Raw genomic sequence first — 14,514 nt, forward strand, 5'->3', positions numbered from 1 at the left:
CGTCGTGGCCGAGCGCCGCGAGCAGCGCGATGGTGATCATGGACCGCTCGCGCCGCGTCAGCCCCGGCCGCGACCACACCGAACCCCAGGCGCCCTCGGTGATGAAGGTCTGGAAGCCGGCATCGAAGGCATCCGTGCGCGCCGCCGCTGCCTCCACATGGTCGTCGCCGAGCACGGCGCGGCGGGTGGCGTCGCCGGCGATCCAGCGGTCGGAGCGTTCTGGTGCGGACGGCAATTGACGTCTCCGTTTCTGGGGCAGTCGATCCGGAAGGCGAGCTTTGGGCGAAGCGGTAGGTCGCGATCGCACCATGCCGGGTTCGCAGGGGAGATTTCCATACGTATTTAGACATGAAAAATGATATTTTCGTATCTATACATATTATTTTTGATATGTGATTGGATCGTGCTCGATGCCCGCATGAAGCTGCGCCATATCGCCTGCGTCCTGGAAGTGGCGGCGCGCGCCGGCTTCGGCCGTGCGGCCGAGGCGCTGCATCTCACCCAACGGGTGGCGGCCGCCGGCGCCGCGACGCGCACGGTTCTCGCCCTTGTTGGGGCTCTCCGGTTTCCGGCGGCCGCCGATCAGAACGGCAACCCCACATAGTTCTCCGCGACGGTGGTGGCCGCGGCCGGCGAGCCGGCGATGGAATCGAACTCGGCGAGTTGCATGCGGGCGCCGAAATCCCCGGCATCGGGGAAGGCGTGCAGCATGGAGGTCATCCACCAGGAGAAGCGCCCGCCTTCCAGATGCGCCGGAGTGCCCGCCCGCGAGCCCTCAGCGTAGTATTCGATGAGGCCGGCAGGCGACGCCTTGTGCGGAATGGAGCGTTCGGGCACAGTCTTGGACAAATCGAACCCGAAAGCGCGATCCGGGCTGACTGAATACATTTGCCCGGCGGATTGCCTTGTCATTTCAGCACGAGAACGCGATGGGCAGCACGGTCCCGGCCTATGCCCTCTATGGCGAGGGCAGCGACGGCTTTCCCGACGAACTGCATGTGGAGACCATCGTCGCGCGCAGTTCCATCCATGAGTGGCGCATCCGCTCCCACCGCCACGGCGACCTTTACCAGTTCTTCTTCATCGCCAGTGGCGGCGGCGTCGCCTCCATCGACGGTGCGACCCATGTGCTGCATCCCGGCTCCGCGGTGGTGCTGCCGCCGCTGGTGGTGCACAGCTTCGATTTCCAGGCGGGGACCGACGGCTATGTGGCCAGCGTGCCGCCCGCCGTCCTCGACCGCGCCTCGCCCACCCACGGGCAATGGCGCAGCGCCTTGGCGCGCCCGGCGGTGATTGCGGCGGCGCCGGAGGCGGCGTCACGGCTGTCGCAGATGCTTGCGCTCGTCCATGCGGAGTTCGCCGATGCGCGTGCGGGGCGGACCGAGGCGCTGACGGCCTTCGCCGGCCTCGTCCTCGTCTGGTTCCGGCGCGCCATCGCCGCGGCGTCACCCGAGGGCATGCCGGGCGGGGCCTCGGTTCACCGCCGCCTGTTCGAGCGTTTCCGGGCGCAGGTGGAGGAGGATTTCCGCCGCCACCCCTCCCTCGCCGACCGGGCCCGGCGGCTCGGGGTGAGCGCGCCCCATCTCAGCCGGGTGTGCCGGCAGATGGTGGGGCGCTCGGCGCTTGGCGTGGTGCAGGAGCGCATGGTGCTGGAGGCGCGGCGCCATCTCCTCTACACCTCCATGACCGTTTCCGAGATCGCCTTCCTGCTCGGCTTCGCCGATCCGGCCTATTTCACCCGCCTGTTCACCCGCCACGTGGGGCAAAGTCCCCGCGGCTACCGCGACGCCTTCTCTGTTCCCTCGGATGCGGCGGCGCTGCGGCAATCGGGGACTGGACCTGCCGGCCCACGGCGCCACAATCGGCGACCGAGCGAGGGGTGACCGACCGTGCCGAAGACGCCGCATCAGGGGGCCGCACGCCCGCCTTCATCCCCCGGGGGCCGCAAGGGCGCGCAGGCTGCGGCGGATCCTGCCGAAGCCGTTGTCCTTGATCTTGAAAGCCTGCCGGGACACCTCATCCGCCGCCTCCAGCAGGTGGCGGTGGCGCTGTTTGCCGAGGAGATGGAGCGGGCGGGGGCGGACCTGACGCCGGTGCAGTTCGCGGCGCTCGCCACCGTGCGCGATCATCCCGGCATCGACCAGGCGTCGCTGGCCGGCGTGATCGGCTACGACCGCGCCACCATCGGCGGCGTGGTGGAGCGGCTGGAAGGCAAGGACCTCATCCGGCGCATCCCGGCGCCGGGGGACCGGCGGCTGCGCCAGCTCTTCCTCGAGGAGGAGGGCGCCCGCCTGCTGGCGGCGCTCAGCGCGCCTGTGCTGCGGGTGCAGGACCGCATCATGGCGCCCCTGTCGCCGGAGGAGCGCGCGACCCTGAAGGCGCTTCTCGCCAAGCTCGTGGACGCCACCAACGAGTTGAGCCGAACCCCCACCCGCCCCGCCGTTGTACGCGAGGAGCCTCGCGGCTAGAGCCTGAGATTTTCAAGCAACAGCAATGGGATAACGCCGGAACGGATGGCTCTCTGGGGGCATCTCGGAGGCCATTCCACGGACCTCTTGCGCGCCTATAATAAGTATGCTTATGATTATTTAAAATAACATATATGAAGGGAGGATGCGCATGAGTACGACGCTCGGCACGCTGGAGGATCTGCCTCTCGATTATCGCGCGGCGCTGGGCCGCCTCAGCCTCGCGCCGCTGTGGCCCATGATGCGCAACGTGCTGCCCCACGGCGCCCCCCAGCCGGTGAGCCGGGCGCATCTGTGGCGGTTCGAGGCGGTGCGCCCGCTGCTGCTGGAGGCCGGAGACCTGACGCCGGTGGAAAAGGCCGAGCGCCGGGTGCTGGTGCTGACCGACCCCGGCCGGGGCGAGGGGGCCATGCAGGCCACCTCCGTGATCTATGTGGGCCTGCAGCTGCTGAAGCCGGGCGAGACCGCGCCCGCCCATCGCCACACCCCCAGCGCCGCACGCATCATCGTGGAAGGGGAGGGGGCCTATACGGTGGTGGACGGCGAGAAATGCCCCATGCACCGCGGCGACCTCGTCCTCACCCCCGGCGGCGCCTGGCACGACCACGGCCATTCGGGCACCGAGCCGGTGATCTGGCTGGACGCCCTCGACCTGCCGCTGTTCGTCTATCTGGAAGGCTCCTATGCGGAGGAAGCGCCGCTGCAGGCGCCGCGCAACCGCCCCGACGCCTCGGAGGCGGAATACCTGTCCGCCGGCCTCGTGCCCGCGCGCCGGCCTGCCGTGTCGAAGCCCAACCGCTATCCCATGCTGCGCTATCCCTGGACGCGCACCGAGGCGGCGCTCGCGCGCCTCGGCGCCTTCGCCGCGCCGGGGGAGGCGGTGGAACTCGACTACGTCAATCCGGAAACCGGGGAGAGCTGCCTGCCCACCCTCGGCTTCACCGCCATGATGCTGCGCCCCGGCGAGACGCTGGCCCCGCCGCTGCGCTCCTCCAGCGCCGTGTTCCACGTGGTGTCCGGCCGCGGCGAGAGCGTGGTGAACGGCGAGCGCTTCGCCTGGGGACCTGCCGACACCTTCTCCGCCCCCGTCTTCTCCGCTGTCACCCACCGGGTGGAGGGCGCGGAGCCGGCTTTTCTCATCCGAATTCACGATCGGCCGCTGCAGGAGCGGCTTGGCTTTTTCGAGGAGCGCCCGCGCCCATGAATATCTCTGCTGCACCTCCCGCGCTGGTCTTCCCGGCGCCGGCCCAGCCGCTCGTCCCCATCGTGGGCGAGACGGGCCAGTATCCGGTCCATCGCATCTTCTGCGTCGGCCGCAATTATGCGGACCACGCCAAGGAAATGGGCCACGAGGTGGACCGCGAGGCCCCCTTCTACTTCACCAAGCCGGGCACGGCCCTGGTGGCATCCGGTGCGACCATCCCCTATCCGCCGGGCACCGACAACTATCACTATGAGATGGAACTGGTGGTCGCCATGGGTGCGCCCGCCTTCCGCGTGGCCAGGGAGAACGCCCTTGACGCGGTGTTCGGCTATGGGGCGGGGCTCGACATGACCCGGCGCGACCTGCAGCTCGACGCTCGCGCCAAGGGACGCCCCTGGGATCTGGGCAAGGCGTTCGAGCAGTCCGCCGTCCTGGCGCCGCTGGCGCGGAAGGCGGCGCTCGGGGAGATCGGACCGCAGCGCATCGCCCTTTCGGTGGATGGCGCGGTGCGGCAGCAGGCGCACCTGTCCGACCTCGTCTGGAGCGTGCCGGAGATCATCGCTCACCTGTCCCATTACTATCACCTCGGCCCCGGCGACCTGATCTATACAGGCACGCCGGCGGGCGTCGGCGCGGTGGTTCCCGGCGCGGTGCTGGACGGCACCATCGACGGGCTCGCGCCGGTGCGGCTCGTGGTCGGCGCGGCGGAGGCATGACCATGCCCGCGCCCGCCATGCTGGAGCCGGCGCAGCCGGAGCTGCGCTTCTTCGGCTATTTCCGCTCGTCAGCCTCCTATCGCTGCCGCATCGCCTTCAACCTGAAGGGGATTGCGCCGGATTTCGTCGCCGTGCACCTGCGGCGCGGCGGCGGCGAGCAGTTCCAGCCGGCCTTCGCCGCGGTCAATCCCCAGCGCCTGGTGCCGGCGCTGGAGGTGGGGGGCGATGTCCTCACCCAGTCCCTCGCCATCATCGAGTGGCTGGAGGAGACGCGGCCCGCGCCCGCCCTGCTGCCCGCCGACCCGCTGGCGCGGGCCCATGTGCGCGCCTTCGCCCTTGCCATCGCGGCGGACATCCATCCGCTCAACAATCTGAGGGTGCTCGGCTATCTGAAGGGCACCCTCGGGCACGATCAGGCCACCGTGGATGCCTGGTACCGCCACTGGGTGGAGGACGGGCTCGCGGCCTGCGAGGCGCTGATCGCGCGCAACGGTCACGGGCGCTACTGCTTCGGCGATACGCCGGGGCTCGCCGATGTCTGCCTTGTGCCCCAGCTCCACAATGCGCGCCGCTTCAACTGCGACCTGTCGGGATTGTCGCGCCTGAACGCCATCGACGCGGCCTTGGCCGAACACCCGGCCTTCATCGCCGCCCTTCCCGACCATCAGCCGGACGCCGAGCCCTGAAGCCGGCGCCACCGCATATCGAGACAACAAGACTGCCACCGGAGGACAACGCCATGACAAGAAACCGCATCCTGATCGCCGGCGGCGGCATCGGCGGGCTCGCCACCGCCCTTGGCCTCGCCCGCCGGGGCGTGCCCTCCCTGGTGATGGAGAAGGCGCCGCAGCTCGGCGAGATCGGCGCGGGCATCCAGCTCGGCCCCAACGCCTTCCATTCCTTCGATGCGCTGGGGGTGGGCGACGCCGCCCGCGCCGTGGCGGTCTATATCGACCGCCTGCGCCTGATGGATGCCATCTCCGGCGAGGAGATCACCCATATCCGGTTGGACGAGCCGTTCCGCCAGCGGTTCGGCAATCCCTATGCGGTGATCCATCGCGGCGACCTCTACGGGGTGTTGCTGCGGGCCTGCGAGGCGAGCCCGCTCATCGCCCTGCGCACCAGCAGCGAGGTCCTGGGCTATGATCAGGATGAATCCGGTGTCACCGCCCGCCTCGCCAACGGCGAGACCGAGCACGGCGCGGCGCTGATCGGTGCCGACGGCCTGTGGTCCAATGTGCGCAAGCAGCTCCTCGGCGACGGGCGCCCGCGCGTGTCGGGCCACACCACCTACCGCTCGGTGATCCCCACCGAGCAGATGCCCGAGGACCTGCGCTGGAACGCGGCAACCCTCTGGGCCGGGCCGAAGTGCCACATCGTCCACTATCCGCTGTCGGGCTGGAAGGTGTTCAACCTCGTGGTCACCTACCACAACGACGCGCCCGAGCCGGTCGCCGGCAAGCCGGTCTCGGCCGAGGAGGTGATGGCCGGCTTCACCCATGTGCATGAGCGGGCGCAGAAGATCATCCGCCATGGCTCGGGCTGGAAGCTTTGGGTGCTGTGCGACCGCGACCCGGTGGAGCGCTGGACCGACGGCCGGGTGGCGCTGCTGGGAGACGCGGCCCATCCGCAGCTGCAATATTTCGCGCAGGGCGCCTGCATGGCCATGGAGGATGCGGTGGCGCTGGCCCATTGCGTGGACGCCCACCCCGGCGACATGGAAGCGGCGCTGAACGCCTATCGCGACCTGAGGGTGCTGCGCACGGCGCGCATCCAGCTCCAGTCGCGGGCCATCGGCGAGCACATCTACCACCCCGCCGGCGCCCACGCGGCCCTGCGCAACACCATCATGCGGTCCTATACATCGCAGGACTGGTACGACGCGGTGGAATGGCTTTATGGCGGCAACGGGCTGAGCGGTGGCGCGGGCGCCGTGGGCGGAAAGGTCCACGAGGCCCATGAGGCCCCCGCCGCGCCCCGCCTGGCAGGGTAGCCGGCGTGGACGGATGTGATCGGGATGAAAAAGATATCTCCGCCACGTCGGGTCGGAGCCTCGGGTCGGAGCGGCCGGCGGGCGGCATCGACGGCCGGGTTGAAACCGGGCTGAAACAATGGTGCCCTAATCACCCGTGCCAAAGCGGGTCCGCTCCCATCCCCATTGCACGGGTCCACGCCTGTGGTGCTGCATGACGAAGGATGCAGGACGACGGCGGGCCGAGGACGGCGCGGGGGCAGGAGGACGCGATGACATCGCCTCTGGACACGCAGGAGAGCGCACCGGACGGCGGCGACAACGCCAGCCTCGTGCGGCTTTCCGACCTCGGCCTGTTCACGGCGCTGTTCCAGTCCATCCCCGGCCGGGCGGTGCTCCTCGACAGCGGCGGCGTCTGCCGTTTTGCCAACCAGGAGTTCATCGACTTCATCGGGCGCGGCCGGGACGAGGTGATCGACCGGCCCGTGCAGGACTTCCTCGAACCCGTCGTGTTCGCGTCCTACGCCCCGCTCATGGAACGCGTCTTCGGCGGCGAACTGGTGCGCCGGGTGGCCTGGGTGGATTACGGCCGCCTCGGCAAGAGATACCTTGAGGAGGTGATCTCGCCCTATCGGGTGGACCTCACCGGCCCGGTGGTCGGCTGTTTCGGCGTCGGCCGCGACCTCACCGACCTGAAGCACCAGGAGATGGAGATCGTCCGGCGCACGCAGGCGCAGATGGAGGCCGAGGCCTATCACGCGGCCATCGTCGGCACCGCCCTCGACGGCATCGTGGTGGTGGACGAAGACGGCACCGTGGTGGATTTCAACCCGGCCGCCGAGCAAATCTTCGGCTACCGGAAGGAGGAGGCCATCGGCCGCTCCATCGCCGAGCTGGTGGTGCCGCCGGAATTCCGCGCCGCCCACGCGGCGGGCATGCGCTCCTACCTCGCCTCCGGCATCACCCGGGTGATCGGCCAGCGGCTGGAACTGCCGGCGCTGCTGGCCGACGGCACGCGCATCCCCATCGAGCTGGCCATCACCGACGTGACCCGCGGCGAGCGCCGGCTTTTTGCCGCGCACATGCGCGACCTGCGCGCCACCAAGCGGGCGGAGGAGGAAATCAAGCGGCAGCGCAACGCGCTCCACCAGAAGGAAAAGCTCGCGGCGCTGGGCTCGCTGCTCGCGGGCGTGGCCCATGAGCTCAACAACCCGCTGTCGGTGGTCACCGGCCAGACCATGCTTTTGCGCGAGCAGGTGCTGAAGGAGGCCAATGTACGATCCGGCGGCCTGCCCAGCCTTGAGAAGGTGATCCAGCGCTGCGACCGCATCGAGACGGCGGCGCACCGCTGCGCCCGGATTGTCCGCAGCTTCCTCGACATGGCGCGCCAGCGCGAGGCGGAGCGGCGGGCCACCAATCTCGCGGACGTGGCGCGCGAGGCCGTCGAACTGCTGGGCTACAACATGCGGGCCTCGGGGGTGAGGGTGTCCCTCGCCATCGAGCCGGGCCTGCCGCGCCTGATGCTGGACGCCGGGCAGATCCACCAGGTGCTGCTCAACCTGCTGGTCAATGCCCAGCAGGCGCTGGAGGAAACGGCGGGGGAACGGCGCGTCACCGTCTCGGTGGCTTCTGACACGGACCGCGGGGCTATCCTGATCAAGGTCGCCGACAACGGCCCGGGCATCGCCGAGAACATCCGCTCGCGCATCTTCGATCCGTTCTTCACCACCAAGCCGCAGGGCGTGGGCACCGGGATCGGGCTTGCCGTCTCGCGCGGGCTGATCGAGGCCCATGGCGGCACGCTGGAGCTGGGCACGGGGCCGGATGGCGGCGCCCTGTTCACCATCCAGCTGCCGCTGGAGGAGGTCGCCGCCGAAGCGCCGCCGCCCGGTCCGCAGGAGGACGCGCAGGGCGCAGGCGTGTATCTGGGATCGGTGCTCATCGTCGATGACGAGCCGGACATTGCCGGGCTGCTGGCCGAGATCGCGGAAGGCATCGGCTACGCGGCCGTGGTGGCGCACAGCGGCCGGGAGGCGCAGGCGCTGCTGGCGCGGGCAGAGCCCGCCGCTCGCCCGGCCGATATCGTCGGCATTCTGTGCGACATCCGCATGCCCGATGGCGATGGGCCCAGCCTCTACAACTGGCTGCTCAGCCACCGGCCAGACCTTTCCACGCGGATCGGGTTCATTTCCGGCGACACCCTAGGGCCGTCGGCCGGGCGCTTCCTGGCCCGCTCCGGCTGCCCGCTCATTGAAAAGCCGTTCACCCCGACCGATGTGCGCGCCTTCCTCGGGGCTCTCATCGGCGATGCGGCCCCGCCGCCTGAAACAACTGAAACACGGCGGACGGAGAGCTGACCGCCTGCAGCAACACATGCCGGTCAAGGTGCGCCCCGTTCACCGCAAGGGATGGCCATGCACGACGACCAGATCGCGCTCCTCGAAACCAGCTTCGCCGAGGTTTCCTTGAGCCGGGATGCGGCGTCGGTGCTCTTCTACGAGCGGCTGTTCGTGCATGATCCGGCGCTGAAGCGGCTGTTCGGGGATACGGACATGACGGGGCAGGGCCAGAAGCTCTTCGCCGCGCTGGATCTCGTCGTCGCCTCGCTGCGGAGCCTGGACAAGGTCGTTCCGATGCTGGAGCAGCTCGCCGTGCGCCATGTCCGTTATGGCGTGCGCGACGCGCATTACGCGACGGTGGGCGCGGCCCTGATCGAGACCCTGTCGCTCTATTTCGGCCCCCGCTTCTCCATGGACCTGCGCCGGGCCTGGTCCGATGCCTATGAGGCCGTGGCCGGCGTGATGATCGCCGCCGCCCATGGCGTCGCCCCGGAAGGCGAGGGGGCCGCCACGATCCTTTCGCGTCCCGCCTCCGCGGGCACGCTCTGAAACGCGAACGGCGGCATCCCCCGCACCGCCGTTCCGTGTGCGATCCTCCGGCCGGAGCCTCCCGTTCAGGGAGCTCCCGCCGGAGGCGTCGTCATGGGCCCCGGGGGCCGGGCACGAACAGGTAGCCGACGCCCCGCACCGTCTTGATGGCCTGGGGCTTGGCCGGGTCGGCTTCGATCTTCTTGCGCAGGCGCGTCACCCGCACGTCGATGCTGCGGTCGAACGGCTCGTTGTCCCGGTCGTGGGCGAGGTCCAGCAGCCGGTCGCGGGTGAGGACGCGGTTGGGGTTCTGCAGGAACACCCGCAACAGGTCGAATTCCATGGCGGTGAGCATCTCCCGCGTGCCATCCCGCTTGACGAGGCAGTGGGCCTGCATGTCCAGGAAGACGACGCCGCACGGCACCAGGTCCGCAGGTGCGGGCGTGGCGCCGTTCGCTGCCGGCGGCTGCGTCGGCGGGGCGGCGGTGTAGCGGCGCAGCACGGCGCGGATGCGGGCCTTCAGTTCGCGCAGGTCGAAGGGCTTGAGCACATAATCGTCGGCGCCGACTTCGAGGCCCGCCACCCGGTCCACGATGTCGTCGGCCGCGGTCAGCATGATGATGGGCGTGGCGCCGGCGGCGCGGATGCGGCGGGCGAGGGTGAGGCCGTCCTCCTCCGGCATGTGCACGTCCAGGAGGATGAGGTCGGCCGGCTCGGCGGCCAGCAGCGTGTCGAGCGCGCGCCCGCTCGCGGCGGAGCGCACGCGAAAGCCCTGGCCGGAAAGATATTCGGCCACGGTCTCGCGCAGCGCTTCCTCGTCGTCCACCACGACGATGCGCCAGCCCGTCTCCCCGCCCGTCGATTGCCCCGCCATGTTCGCGCGCCGGAAGCGCTCCCCTCACCAGATGCCCGCAGGGCGAGCAGTCTAGGGGGGACGCCGCCCGAGCGGAATGGCCAAGGCGCAGGTTGGGCAGCGACCCCTTGCCCCGTCAGACCAACGGCCCATGAGCTTCACTCATGGGCCGTTGGTCAAGCCCGCGCGGCGTTCGAGCGTAACCCCCCTGGCATCGGTCGAAGACCGGGGACGATGGTATCAGCTGCAATTGGTGACCTGGTTGGAGCAGATGCCGCGCCACCAGCCGCGGCGGCCATCGCGGCTCTCGGTCAGCGCCCAGTTCGCCGAACAGGCGAAAAGGCGCACCAATGTTCCGTCGATGGAGAGCGCACCGTCCGGCCCGGCCACGTCGGCGCCGGGCGGTGCGCCCGGTGCATCCACATGGGGATAGGACAAAAGGCGCTGCACCGGCATCTGCGAATTGGCGTAGGCCCCTCCGGCGTCGCTGGCGCGGATCCAGCCGGTGCCGGAATAGGTCCTGGGATAGCGCTTCGGCGGCGGATCACCATATGGCGCGCCGGGCGGGGTGGCGTTGGCGATGCGGAACCAGCCGCGGCTGTAGCCGGTGATGGCGAATTCCACCCGCCACCCCGCTTCCGAGCCCTGTCCGGAGTCGGGGGTGACGCGGACCGGCGCGAGATGGCCCACTACCTTTGCATCCGCCGAGGGTGCGGCGCGCACCGCGAGGCTATGGCGGGTATCGTTGAGCGCCCATCCCTTGATGCGGCACGGTTCCACCTGCGGTTCCGCCTTGCGCTTGGCCGCCAAGGCCGCGCGCAGCTCGGCCTGGTAGGGCTCGGTGTCGTCGTCCGGCGGCTCGTCGGGACGGCGCGGGCGCACCGTCGCGGCGGCCACCGCGAGGGTGCCGTTGTCCGATCGGAGATCCACCTCCAGAACCTCACCGGGCGTGAACACGCTGCCGGGGGTCGCGGGCGAATCCGCTGCGGTGGGGAACACGGCGAGCGTGGCCTTCAGCGCCCCTTCGTCGAGGCGGATGACGCGCCCCGCCACCAAAGTGGGCGGCAATTTCGCCTTCGCCTCCATGAGCCAGGCGGCCTCCTGCGCCTGCGCCGGGAGTGGTGTCGCGAGCCAGAGGGCGACGGCCGCGATGCCGCGCAGCGGCGGCCTACCTTGCCGGCTGCGGGCGCAATTCATTTGGGGGCGATCACCCGCAGCGGGGTGGCATAGGGCTCCACCCTGAGGCTGTCGTTGCCGATGATGCTGATGCGGCGCGCCGGCGCCTGCTCCAGTTCGCCGTCCGGCGCCTTGCGTACCGCATATTGCCAGACGGTCAGTTCGCCGCCGCCCTTGAGGGCGCGCCCGACGGCCGTGACATCGCTGCCGCCGAGGGCTGCGGCGTCCTGCGGTCCCACCCCCACCACGATCTCGTCGCGCACGGTGATGATCTTGAACAGGCTCACGGCCTGCTCCGCGACCGCGCTTGCGATCCCGCAGGCAAGGGCCCCGGCCACGACGAGGGTGCCGACAAGACGGCGTGCGGTCCGCAGCCCGTTGCGCGGTAGGCCGGTCAGCGGCGTGGAAATCGTCATCGGGTGCTCCCAGCTCCTGTGAAGCCGGGACGTTAGCACCTTTGCGTTTCCGGTGTTTTTCGTGCCGTGTGGGTCGCCGGCGGAACCGCAGCAGGCCAAGCCCCCTCCCGGGGGAGGGGGCTGATGGCAGAGCCGAAGGTGGCTCAGTTGCGGCGGGCGGCGGTGTGGACGATGGTGCCCACGTGCTCGCCGCGCAGGGCGGAGGTGAGGCGGCCCGGCACCAGGCCGTTCACCACCTGCACCCGCTCGATGTGGCGGGCGGTGGCCATCACCTCGAGGAGCGCGCGGTCGAAGGGCAGCGTGCCCTCGCCGGTGGCAAGGTCGGCGGCGCTGACCTCGGGCAGGAACTTCGCCGCCGCGCCCTCGGGGCCGTTGGGATCGGACGAATAGACGCCGTCCACGTCCTCCACGATGGTGAGGCCCGCCGCGCCCAGCGCATCGGCGAGCAGGAACGCGCCGGTGTCGGCCCGGTGGGCCGGGATGCGCGAGCCCGGGAACTCGTGGTGGTGGTAGGGCGGGAAGGCGCTGCCCACCACCGCGCGGGCGGCGGACAGATGGATGGCGAGCTGGCTCGCGATGGTCGGGTGCTCCACGTAGGAGACGCCTTCCGGCGCCAGCAGCGAGGCGAGGATGTGGCCGTTCTGGCCGGCCTCGCTGGCGGCGAGCGGGGCCAGCGAGCCCACCGGCAGGCCGAGGTCGAGGCCGACGCCGTAGAGGTGGCGGGCGCGGATGCCGGCGCCGGTGAGGATCAGCAGGCGATGCTCGGGCAGCAGCTTGCGGATCTCGTCCACGATGGGCAGGATCGCCTTGGGCCCGCGATCCATGATGGCGCGGCCGCCGATCTTCACCACCTGCAGCCAGGGCAGCAGCCGGATGGGCTTGACGCCGGCGACGGGGCGGGTGAGCTGGCCGTCGAGGAGGGTCTGGCGCGCGAGCGGCGAGGCGACGTGCTTGATGTCGTTGGTGGTATCAGACATGGCAGTTCTTCTTCAGCTCGCGGTGATGATGGTGCCGACATGCTCGCCGGCGAGCGCGCGGGTCAGGTTGCCGGGGACGAGGCCGTTCACCACCTGCACCTCGCGCACGTGGCGGGCCTTCTTGAGCAGGTCGAGCATGGGGAACTCGATGATCGAGTCGGCAAGGTCCCGCGCCTTCATCTCGTCCACCGAGATCCTGGGGATGAAGGTGGCTTCCTTCGCGGTCTTCGGGTTGGCGGTGTAGAGGCCGTTCTCGTCCTTCACATAGATCATCTGCTTGCAGCCGAACTGTTCGGCCAGCAGGAAGCATCCGGCATCGGTGCGGTAGGGCGGGATGACGCCTTCGGCGGCGGGGCGGGTCCACAGCGAATAGGGCGGCATGCCGGCGAAGACCACCGCGTGCACCTCGGCGAGATAGAGCGGCACGGCCGAGAGCCCGGCGCCGTCCACCTTGGAGATGCCGTGCTTCGCCAGCAGCTGGCCCAGCATCTCGGCATTCTGGTTGGCCACCGAGGCACCGAGCTGCGACAGCACGCCCGCCGGCAGGTTCAGCTCCGCTGCGATGGAGTAGAGGTGGCGGGCGCGGGTGCCGGCGCCGGTGCCGATCAGCAGCTTGTGGGCCTTGCGGGCGGCGACGATCTCGTCCACCAGCGGATAGACCGCCGCGCGGCCGCGGTCGATGACGCTCTGCCCGCCGATCTTGATGACGGTTGCGTCCGGCAGGATGCGGAAGTCCGCCGATGTCTCTGCCGCGGCCAGAAGCTGCGCGTCAGTCAGCGATCGCTGCGAGAGGAGCGCGTCGAGCTCCGCCGTCGTATGGGCCATGGCAATGCCTTTCGTCGTTCTATGTATTGTTTTTTATTCGAAGGCTTCGATACCCCCGGCGGGGCGGCCCGGCAATATGCGATAATCGCGTACCTTTTACGGTGGAGGGAAAAAACGACACAGAATGCACAAATAAAACCAACGCCGATGGATTTGAATCATCGCCCGGTGATATTAAGCCGCGTGCGGCGTATGCGTGAATACTTTCTGGCGAAATCCAAATAAAATTATCACATTCACAAGTAATTTTTATCTGCTTCAGAAGCAAAATTTGAAATTAACAGAAGTGCTGTATGGAACAGCATGGTTGCGCGATCGATGCGTGCGCGATCTTCCAGGCCGGGTCACCTTCACGGACATTTCTCGCTCGGGGACGGGCCATGGAGCGGTGCGTGTTTGCGGCGCCTGTTCGCGCGGCTGGAAGATGCGGGCGAGGGCGGGCGCGCGCCCGCATCCGGTCGCGTCAGCGGGTGGAGAGGGGCAGCGGCGGCGGCGGTGTGGTGGCGCCGGGGCCGAGCGAGCGCTGCACCATCACGCTGTCCGACCAGCGGCCGTAGCGATAGGCGACCCCCGGCAGATGGCCCACGCGCACGAAGCCGAACTTCTCGTGCAGCGCGAGCGAGGCGGTGTTGTCGGCATCGATATAGCCGATCATCTGGCGAAAGCCGGCCGCCGCGCAGGCATCGATCAGCCCGCGCATGAGGTGGCGGCCGATGCCCTCGCCGAGATGCTCGTGGTGCACGTAGATGGAGTGCTTGACGCTGTAGCGGTAGGCCGGCCGCTTGCGGAACAGCACCACATAGGCATAGCCCACCACCACCTCGCCGCAGGTGGCGACGAGGTGGGGGAAGCGCCGGCTCTTCAGGTTCTTGCGGCGCTCGCGCAGGTCGTCCGGTTGCGGCGTCTCGCCGTCGTCCACGCCTTCCTCGACGCCGCGGCGGATATGGCGGCGATAGATCGCCAGCATGGCCTCCACGTCCGCTTCCCGCGACGGGCGGACGACGACAGCTTGCTCCTGCTCCATGGACGACACCGACACT

General features: G+C 69.4%; 17 protein-coding genes. 9 read left to right on the forward strand and 8 right to left on the reverse strand.

The genetic code is table 11. From position 1 onward, the window contains the following. The coding region (locus K9U41_RS10120; protein ID WP_282640715.1) for a carboxymuconolactone decarboxylase family protein at positions 1 to 235 on the reverse strand (235 nt) is incomplete at its 3' end. 168 nt (positions 236 to 403) lie between these two features. Here K9U41_RS10120 and K9U41_RS10125 point away from each other — a divergent pair. Next, positions 404 to 604 (forward strand): hypothetical protein, encoded by a 201-nt coding sequence (locus K9U41_RS10125; RefSeq protein WP_282640716.1) that lies wholly within the window; start codon positions 404 to 406, stop codon positions 602 to 604. Here the strand turns inward: K9U41_RS10125 and K9U41_RS10130 are convergent. After that, complete coding sequence (locus K9U41_RS10130) at positions 583 to 849, reverse strand: hypothetical protein (RefSeq protein WP_282640717.1); 267 nt, start codon at positions 847 to 849, stop codon at positions 583 to 585. The two genes, K9U41_RS10125 and K9U41_RS10130, sit on opposite strands and share 22 nt — an antisense overlap. Before the next feature lie 80 nt (positions 850 to 929). On the opposite strand from K9U41_RS10130, the gene K9U41_RS10135 reads away from it, so the two are divergent. The 8 genes from K9U41_RS10135 to K9U41_RS10170 all read left to right on the forward strand — a co-directional run bounded on the left by K9U41_RS10135 (position 930) and on the right by K9U41_RS10170 (position 9,248). Beyond that, on the forward strand, positions 930 to 1,883 hold the full coding sequence (locus tag K9U41_RS10135; RefSeq protein ID WP_282640718.1) for a helix-turn-helix domain-containing protein: 954 nt from the start codon (positions 930 to 932) through the stop codon (positions 1,881 to 1,883). 6 nt (positions 1,884 to 1,889) lie between these two features. Further along, positions 1,890 to 2,468 carry a MarR family winged helix-turn-helix transcriptional regulator gene (locus K9U41_RS10140; RefSeq protein ID WP_282640719.1) on the forward strand — a complete coding sequence of 193 codons (579 nt, stop codon included), beginning with the start codon at positions 1,890 to 1,892 and terminating at the stop codon, positions 2,466 to 2,468. A gap of 151 nt (positions 2,469 to 2,619) precedes the next feature. Beyond that, on the forward strand, positions 2,620 to 3,672 hold the full coding sequence (locus K9U41_RS10145; RefSeq protein ID WP_282640720.1) for a cupin domain-containing protein: 1,053 nt from the start codon (positions 2,620 to 2,622) through the stop codon (positions 3,670 to 3,672). Further along, the gene (locus K9U41_RS10150; RefSeq protein ID WP_282640721.1) at positions 3,669 to 4,388 is read left to right on the forward strand and encodes a fumarylacetoacetate hydrolase family protein; all 720 of its coding nucleotides are present in this window, start codon (positions 3,669 to 3,671) and stop codon (positions 4,386 to 4,388) included. The genes K9U41_RS10145 and K9U41_RS10150 overlap by 4 nt, the downstream gene beginning before the upstream one ends. A 41-nt stretch (positions 4,389 to 4,429) precedes the next feature. Further along, positions 4,430 to 5,074, forward strand: a complete 645-nt coding sequence (gene maiA, locus K9U41_RS10155; protein ID WP_282640742.1) for a maleylacetoacetate isomerase — start codon at positions 4,430 to 4,432, stop codon at positions 5,072 to 5,074. 53 nt (positions 5,075 to 5,127) lie between these two features. Further along, positions 5,128 to 6,381: a 3-hydroxybenzoate 6-monooxygenase gene (locus K9U41_RS10160; RefSeq protein WP_282640722.1), complete on the forward strand. Its 1,254-nt coding sequence runs from the start codon at positions 5,128 to 5,130 to the stop codon at positions 6,379 to 6,381. A gap of 251 nt (positions 6,382 to 6,632) precedes the next feature. Next, positions 6,633 to 8,717, forward strand: a complete 2,085-nt coding sequence (locus K9U41_RS10165) for a PAS domain S-box protein (protein WP_282640723.1) — start codon at positions 6,633 to 6,635, stop codon at positions 8,715 to 8,717. A 57-nt stretch (positions 8,718 to 8,774) separates the two neighbouring features. Further along, complete coding sequence (locus K9U41_RS10170; protein ID WP_282640724.1) at positions 8,775 to 9,248, forward strand: globin family protein; 474 nt, start codon at positions 8,775 to 8,777, stop codon at positions 9,246 to 9,248. Positions 9,249 to 9,339: 91 nt separating this feature from the next. Here K9U41_RS10170 and K9U41_RS10175 read toward each other — a convergent pair whose 3' ends face one another. The 6 genes from K9U41_RS10175 to K9U41_RS10200 all read right to left on the reverse strand — a co-directional run bounded on the left by K9U41_RS10175 (position 9,340) and on the right by K9U41_RS10200 (position 14,498). Then, complete coding sequence (locus K9U41_RS10175; protein ID WP_282640725.1) at positions 9,340 to 10,101, reverse strand: response regulator; 762 nt, start codon at positions 10,099 to 10,101, stop codon at positions 9,340 to 9,342. 219 nt (positions 10,102 to 10,320) lie between these two features. Further along, on the reverse strand, positions 10,321 to 11,277 hold the full coding sequence (locus K9U41_RS10180; RefSeq protein ID WP_282640726.1) for an SH3 domain-containing protein: 957 nt from the start codon (positions 11,275 to 11,277) through the stop codon (positions 10,321 to 10,323). Beyond that, a complete protein-coding gene (locus tag K9U41_RS10185) occupies positions 11,274 to 11,672 on the reverse strand; it encodes a hypothetical protein (RefSeq protein ID WP_282640727.1) in 399 nt (132 codons plus the stop codon). The genes K9U41_RS10180 and K9U41_RS10185 overlap by 4 nt, the downstream gene beginning before the upstream one ends. A 143-nt stretch (positions 11,673 to 11,815) precedes the next feature. Next, entirely contained in the window at positions 11,816 to 12,649 is an 834-nt protein-coding gene (locus K9U41_RS10190; protein ID WP_282640728.1) for a molybdenum storage protein subunit alpha, read from the reverse strand. Between the two features lie 12 nt (positions 12,650 to 12,661). Further along, positions 12,662 to 13,474, reverse strand: a complete 813-nt coding sequence (locus tag K9U41_RS10195) for a uridine kinase (protein WP_282640729.1) — start codon at positions 13,472 to 13,474, stop codon at positions 12,662 to 12,664. A gap of 463 nt (positions 13,475 to 13,937) precedes the next feature. Beyond that, positions 13,938 to 14,498 carry a GNAT family N-acetyltransferase gene (locus tag K9U41_RS10200; RefSeq protein WP_282640743.1) on the reverse strand — a complete coding sequence of 187 codons (561 nt, stop codon included), beginning with the start codon at positions 14,496 to 14,498 and terminating at the stop codon, positions 13,938 to 13,940. Positions 14,499 to 14,514 lie beyond the last annotated feature (16 nt).

Origin of the sequence: Xanthobacter autotrophicus, from assembly GCF_029991245.1 — a bacterium.
Lineage (GTDB): Bacteria > Pseudomonadota > Alphaproteobacteria > Rhizobiales > Xanthobacteraceae > Xanthobacter > Xanthobacter autotrophicus_C.

Coding starts and splice junctions, on each gene's coding strand:
- K9U41_RS10135 (WP_282640718.1), top strand. CDS start 930: ATGGGCAGCACGGTCCCGGCCTATGCCCTCTATGGCGAGGGCAGCGAC.
- K9U41_RS10145 (WP_282640720.1), top strand. CDS start 2,620: ATGAGTACGACGCTCGGCACGCTGGAGGATCTGCCTCTCGATTATCGC.
- K9U41_RS10150 (WP_282640721.1), top strand. CDS start 3,669: ATGAATATCTCTGCTGCACCTCCCGCGCTGGTCTTCCCGGCGCCGGCC.
- K9U41_RS10160 (WP_282640722.1), top strand. CDS start 5,128: ATGACAAGAAACCGCATCCTGATCGCCGGCGGCGGCATCGGCGGGCTC.
- K9U41_RS10165 (WP_282640723.1), top strand. CDS start 6,633: ATGACATCGCCTCTGGACACGCAGGAGAGCGCACCGGACGGCGGCGAC.
- K9U41_RS10170 (WP_282640724.1), top strand. CDS start 8,775: ATGCACGACGACCAGATCGCGCTCCTCGAAACCAGCTTCGCCGAGGTT.
- K9U41_RS10175 (WP_282640725.1), bottom strand. CDS start 10,101: ATGGCGGGGCAATCGACGGGCGGGGAGACGGGCTGGCGCATCGTCGTG.
- K9U41_RS10180 (WP_282640726.1), bottom strand. CDS start 11,277: ATGAATTGCGCCCGCAGCCGGCAAGGTAGGCCGCCGCTGCGCGGCATC.
- K9U41_RS10185 (WP_282640727.1), bottom strand. CDS start 11,672: ATGACGATTTCCACGCCGCTGACCGGCCTACCGCGCAACGGGCTGCGG.
- K9U41_RS10190 (WP_282640728.1), bottom strand. CDS start 12,649: ATGTCTGATACCACCAACGACATCAAGCACGTCGCCTCGCCGCTCGCG.
- K9U41_RS10195 (WP_282640729.1), bottom strand. CDS start 13,474: ATGGCCCATACGACGGCGGAGCTCGACGCGCTCCTCTCGCAGCGATCG.
- K9U41_RS10200 (WP_282640743.1), bottom strand. CDS start 14,498: ATGGAGCAGGAGCAAGCTGTCGTCGTCCGCCCGTCGCGGGAAGCGGAC.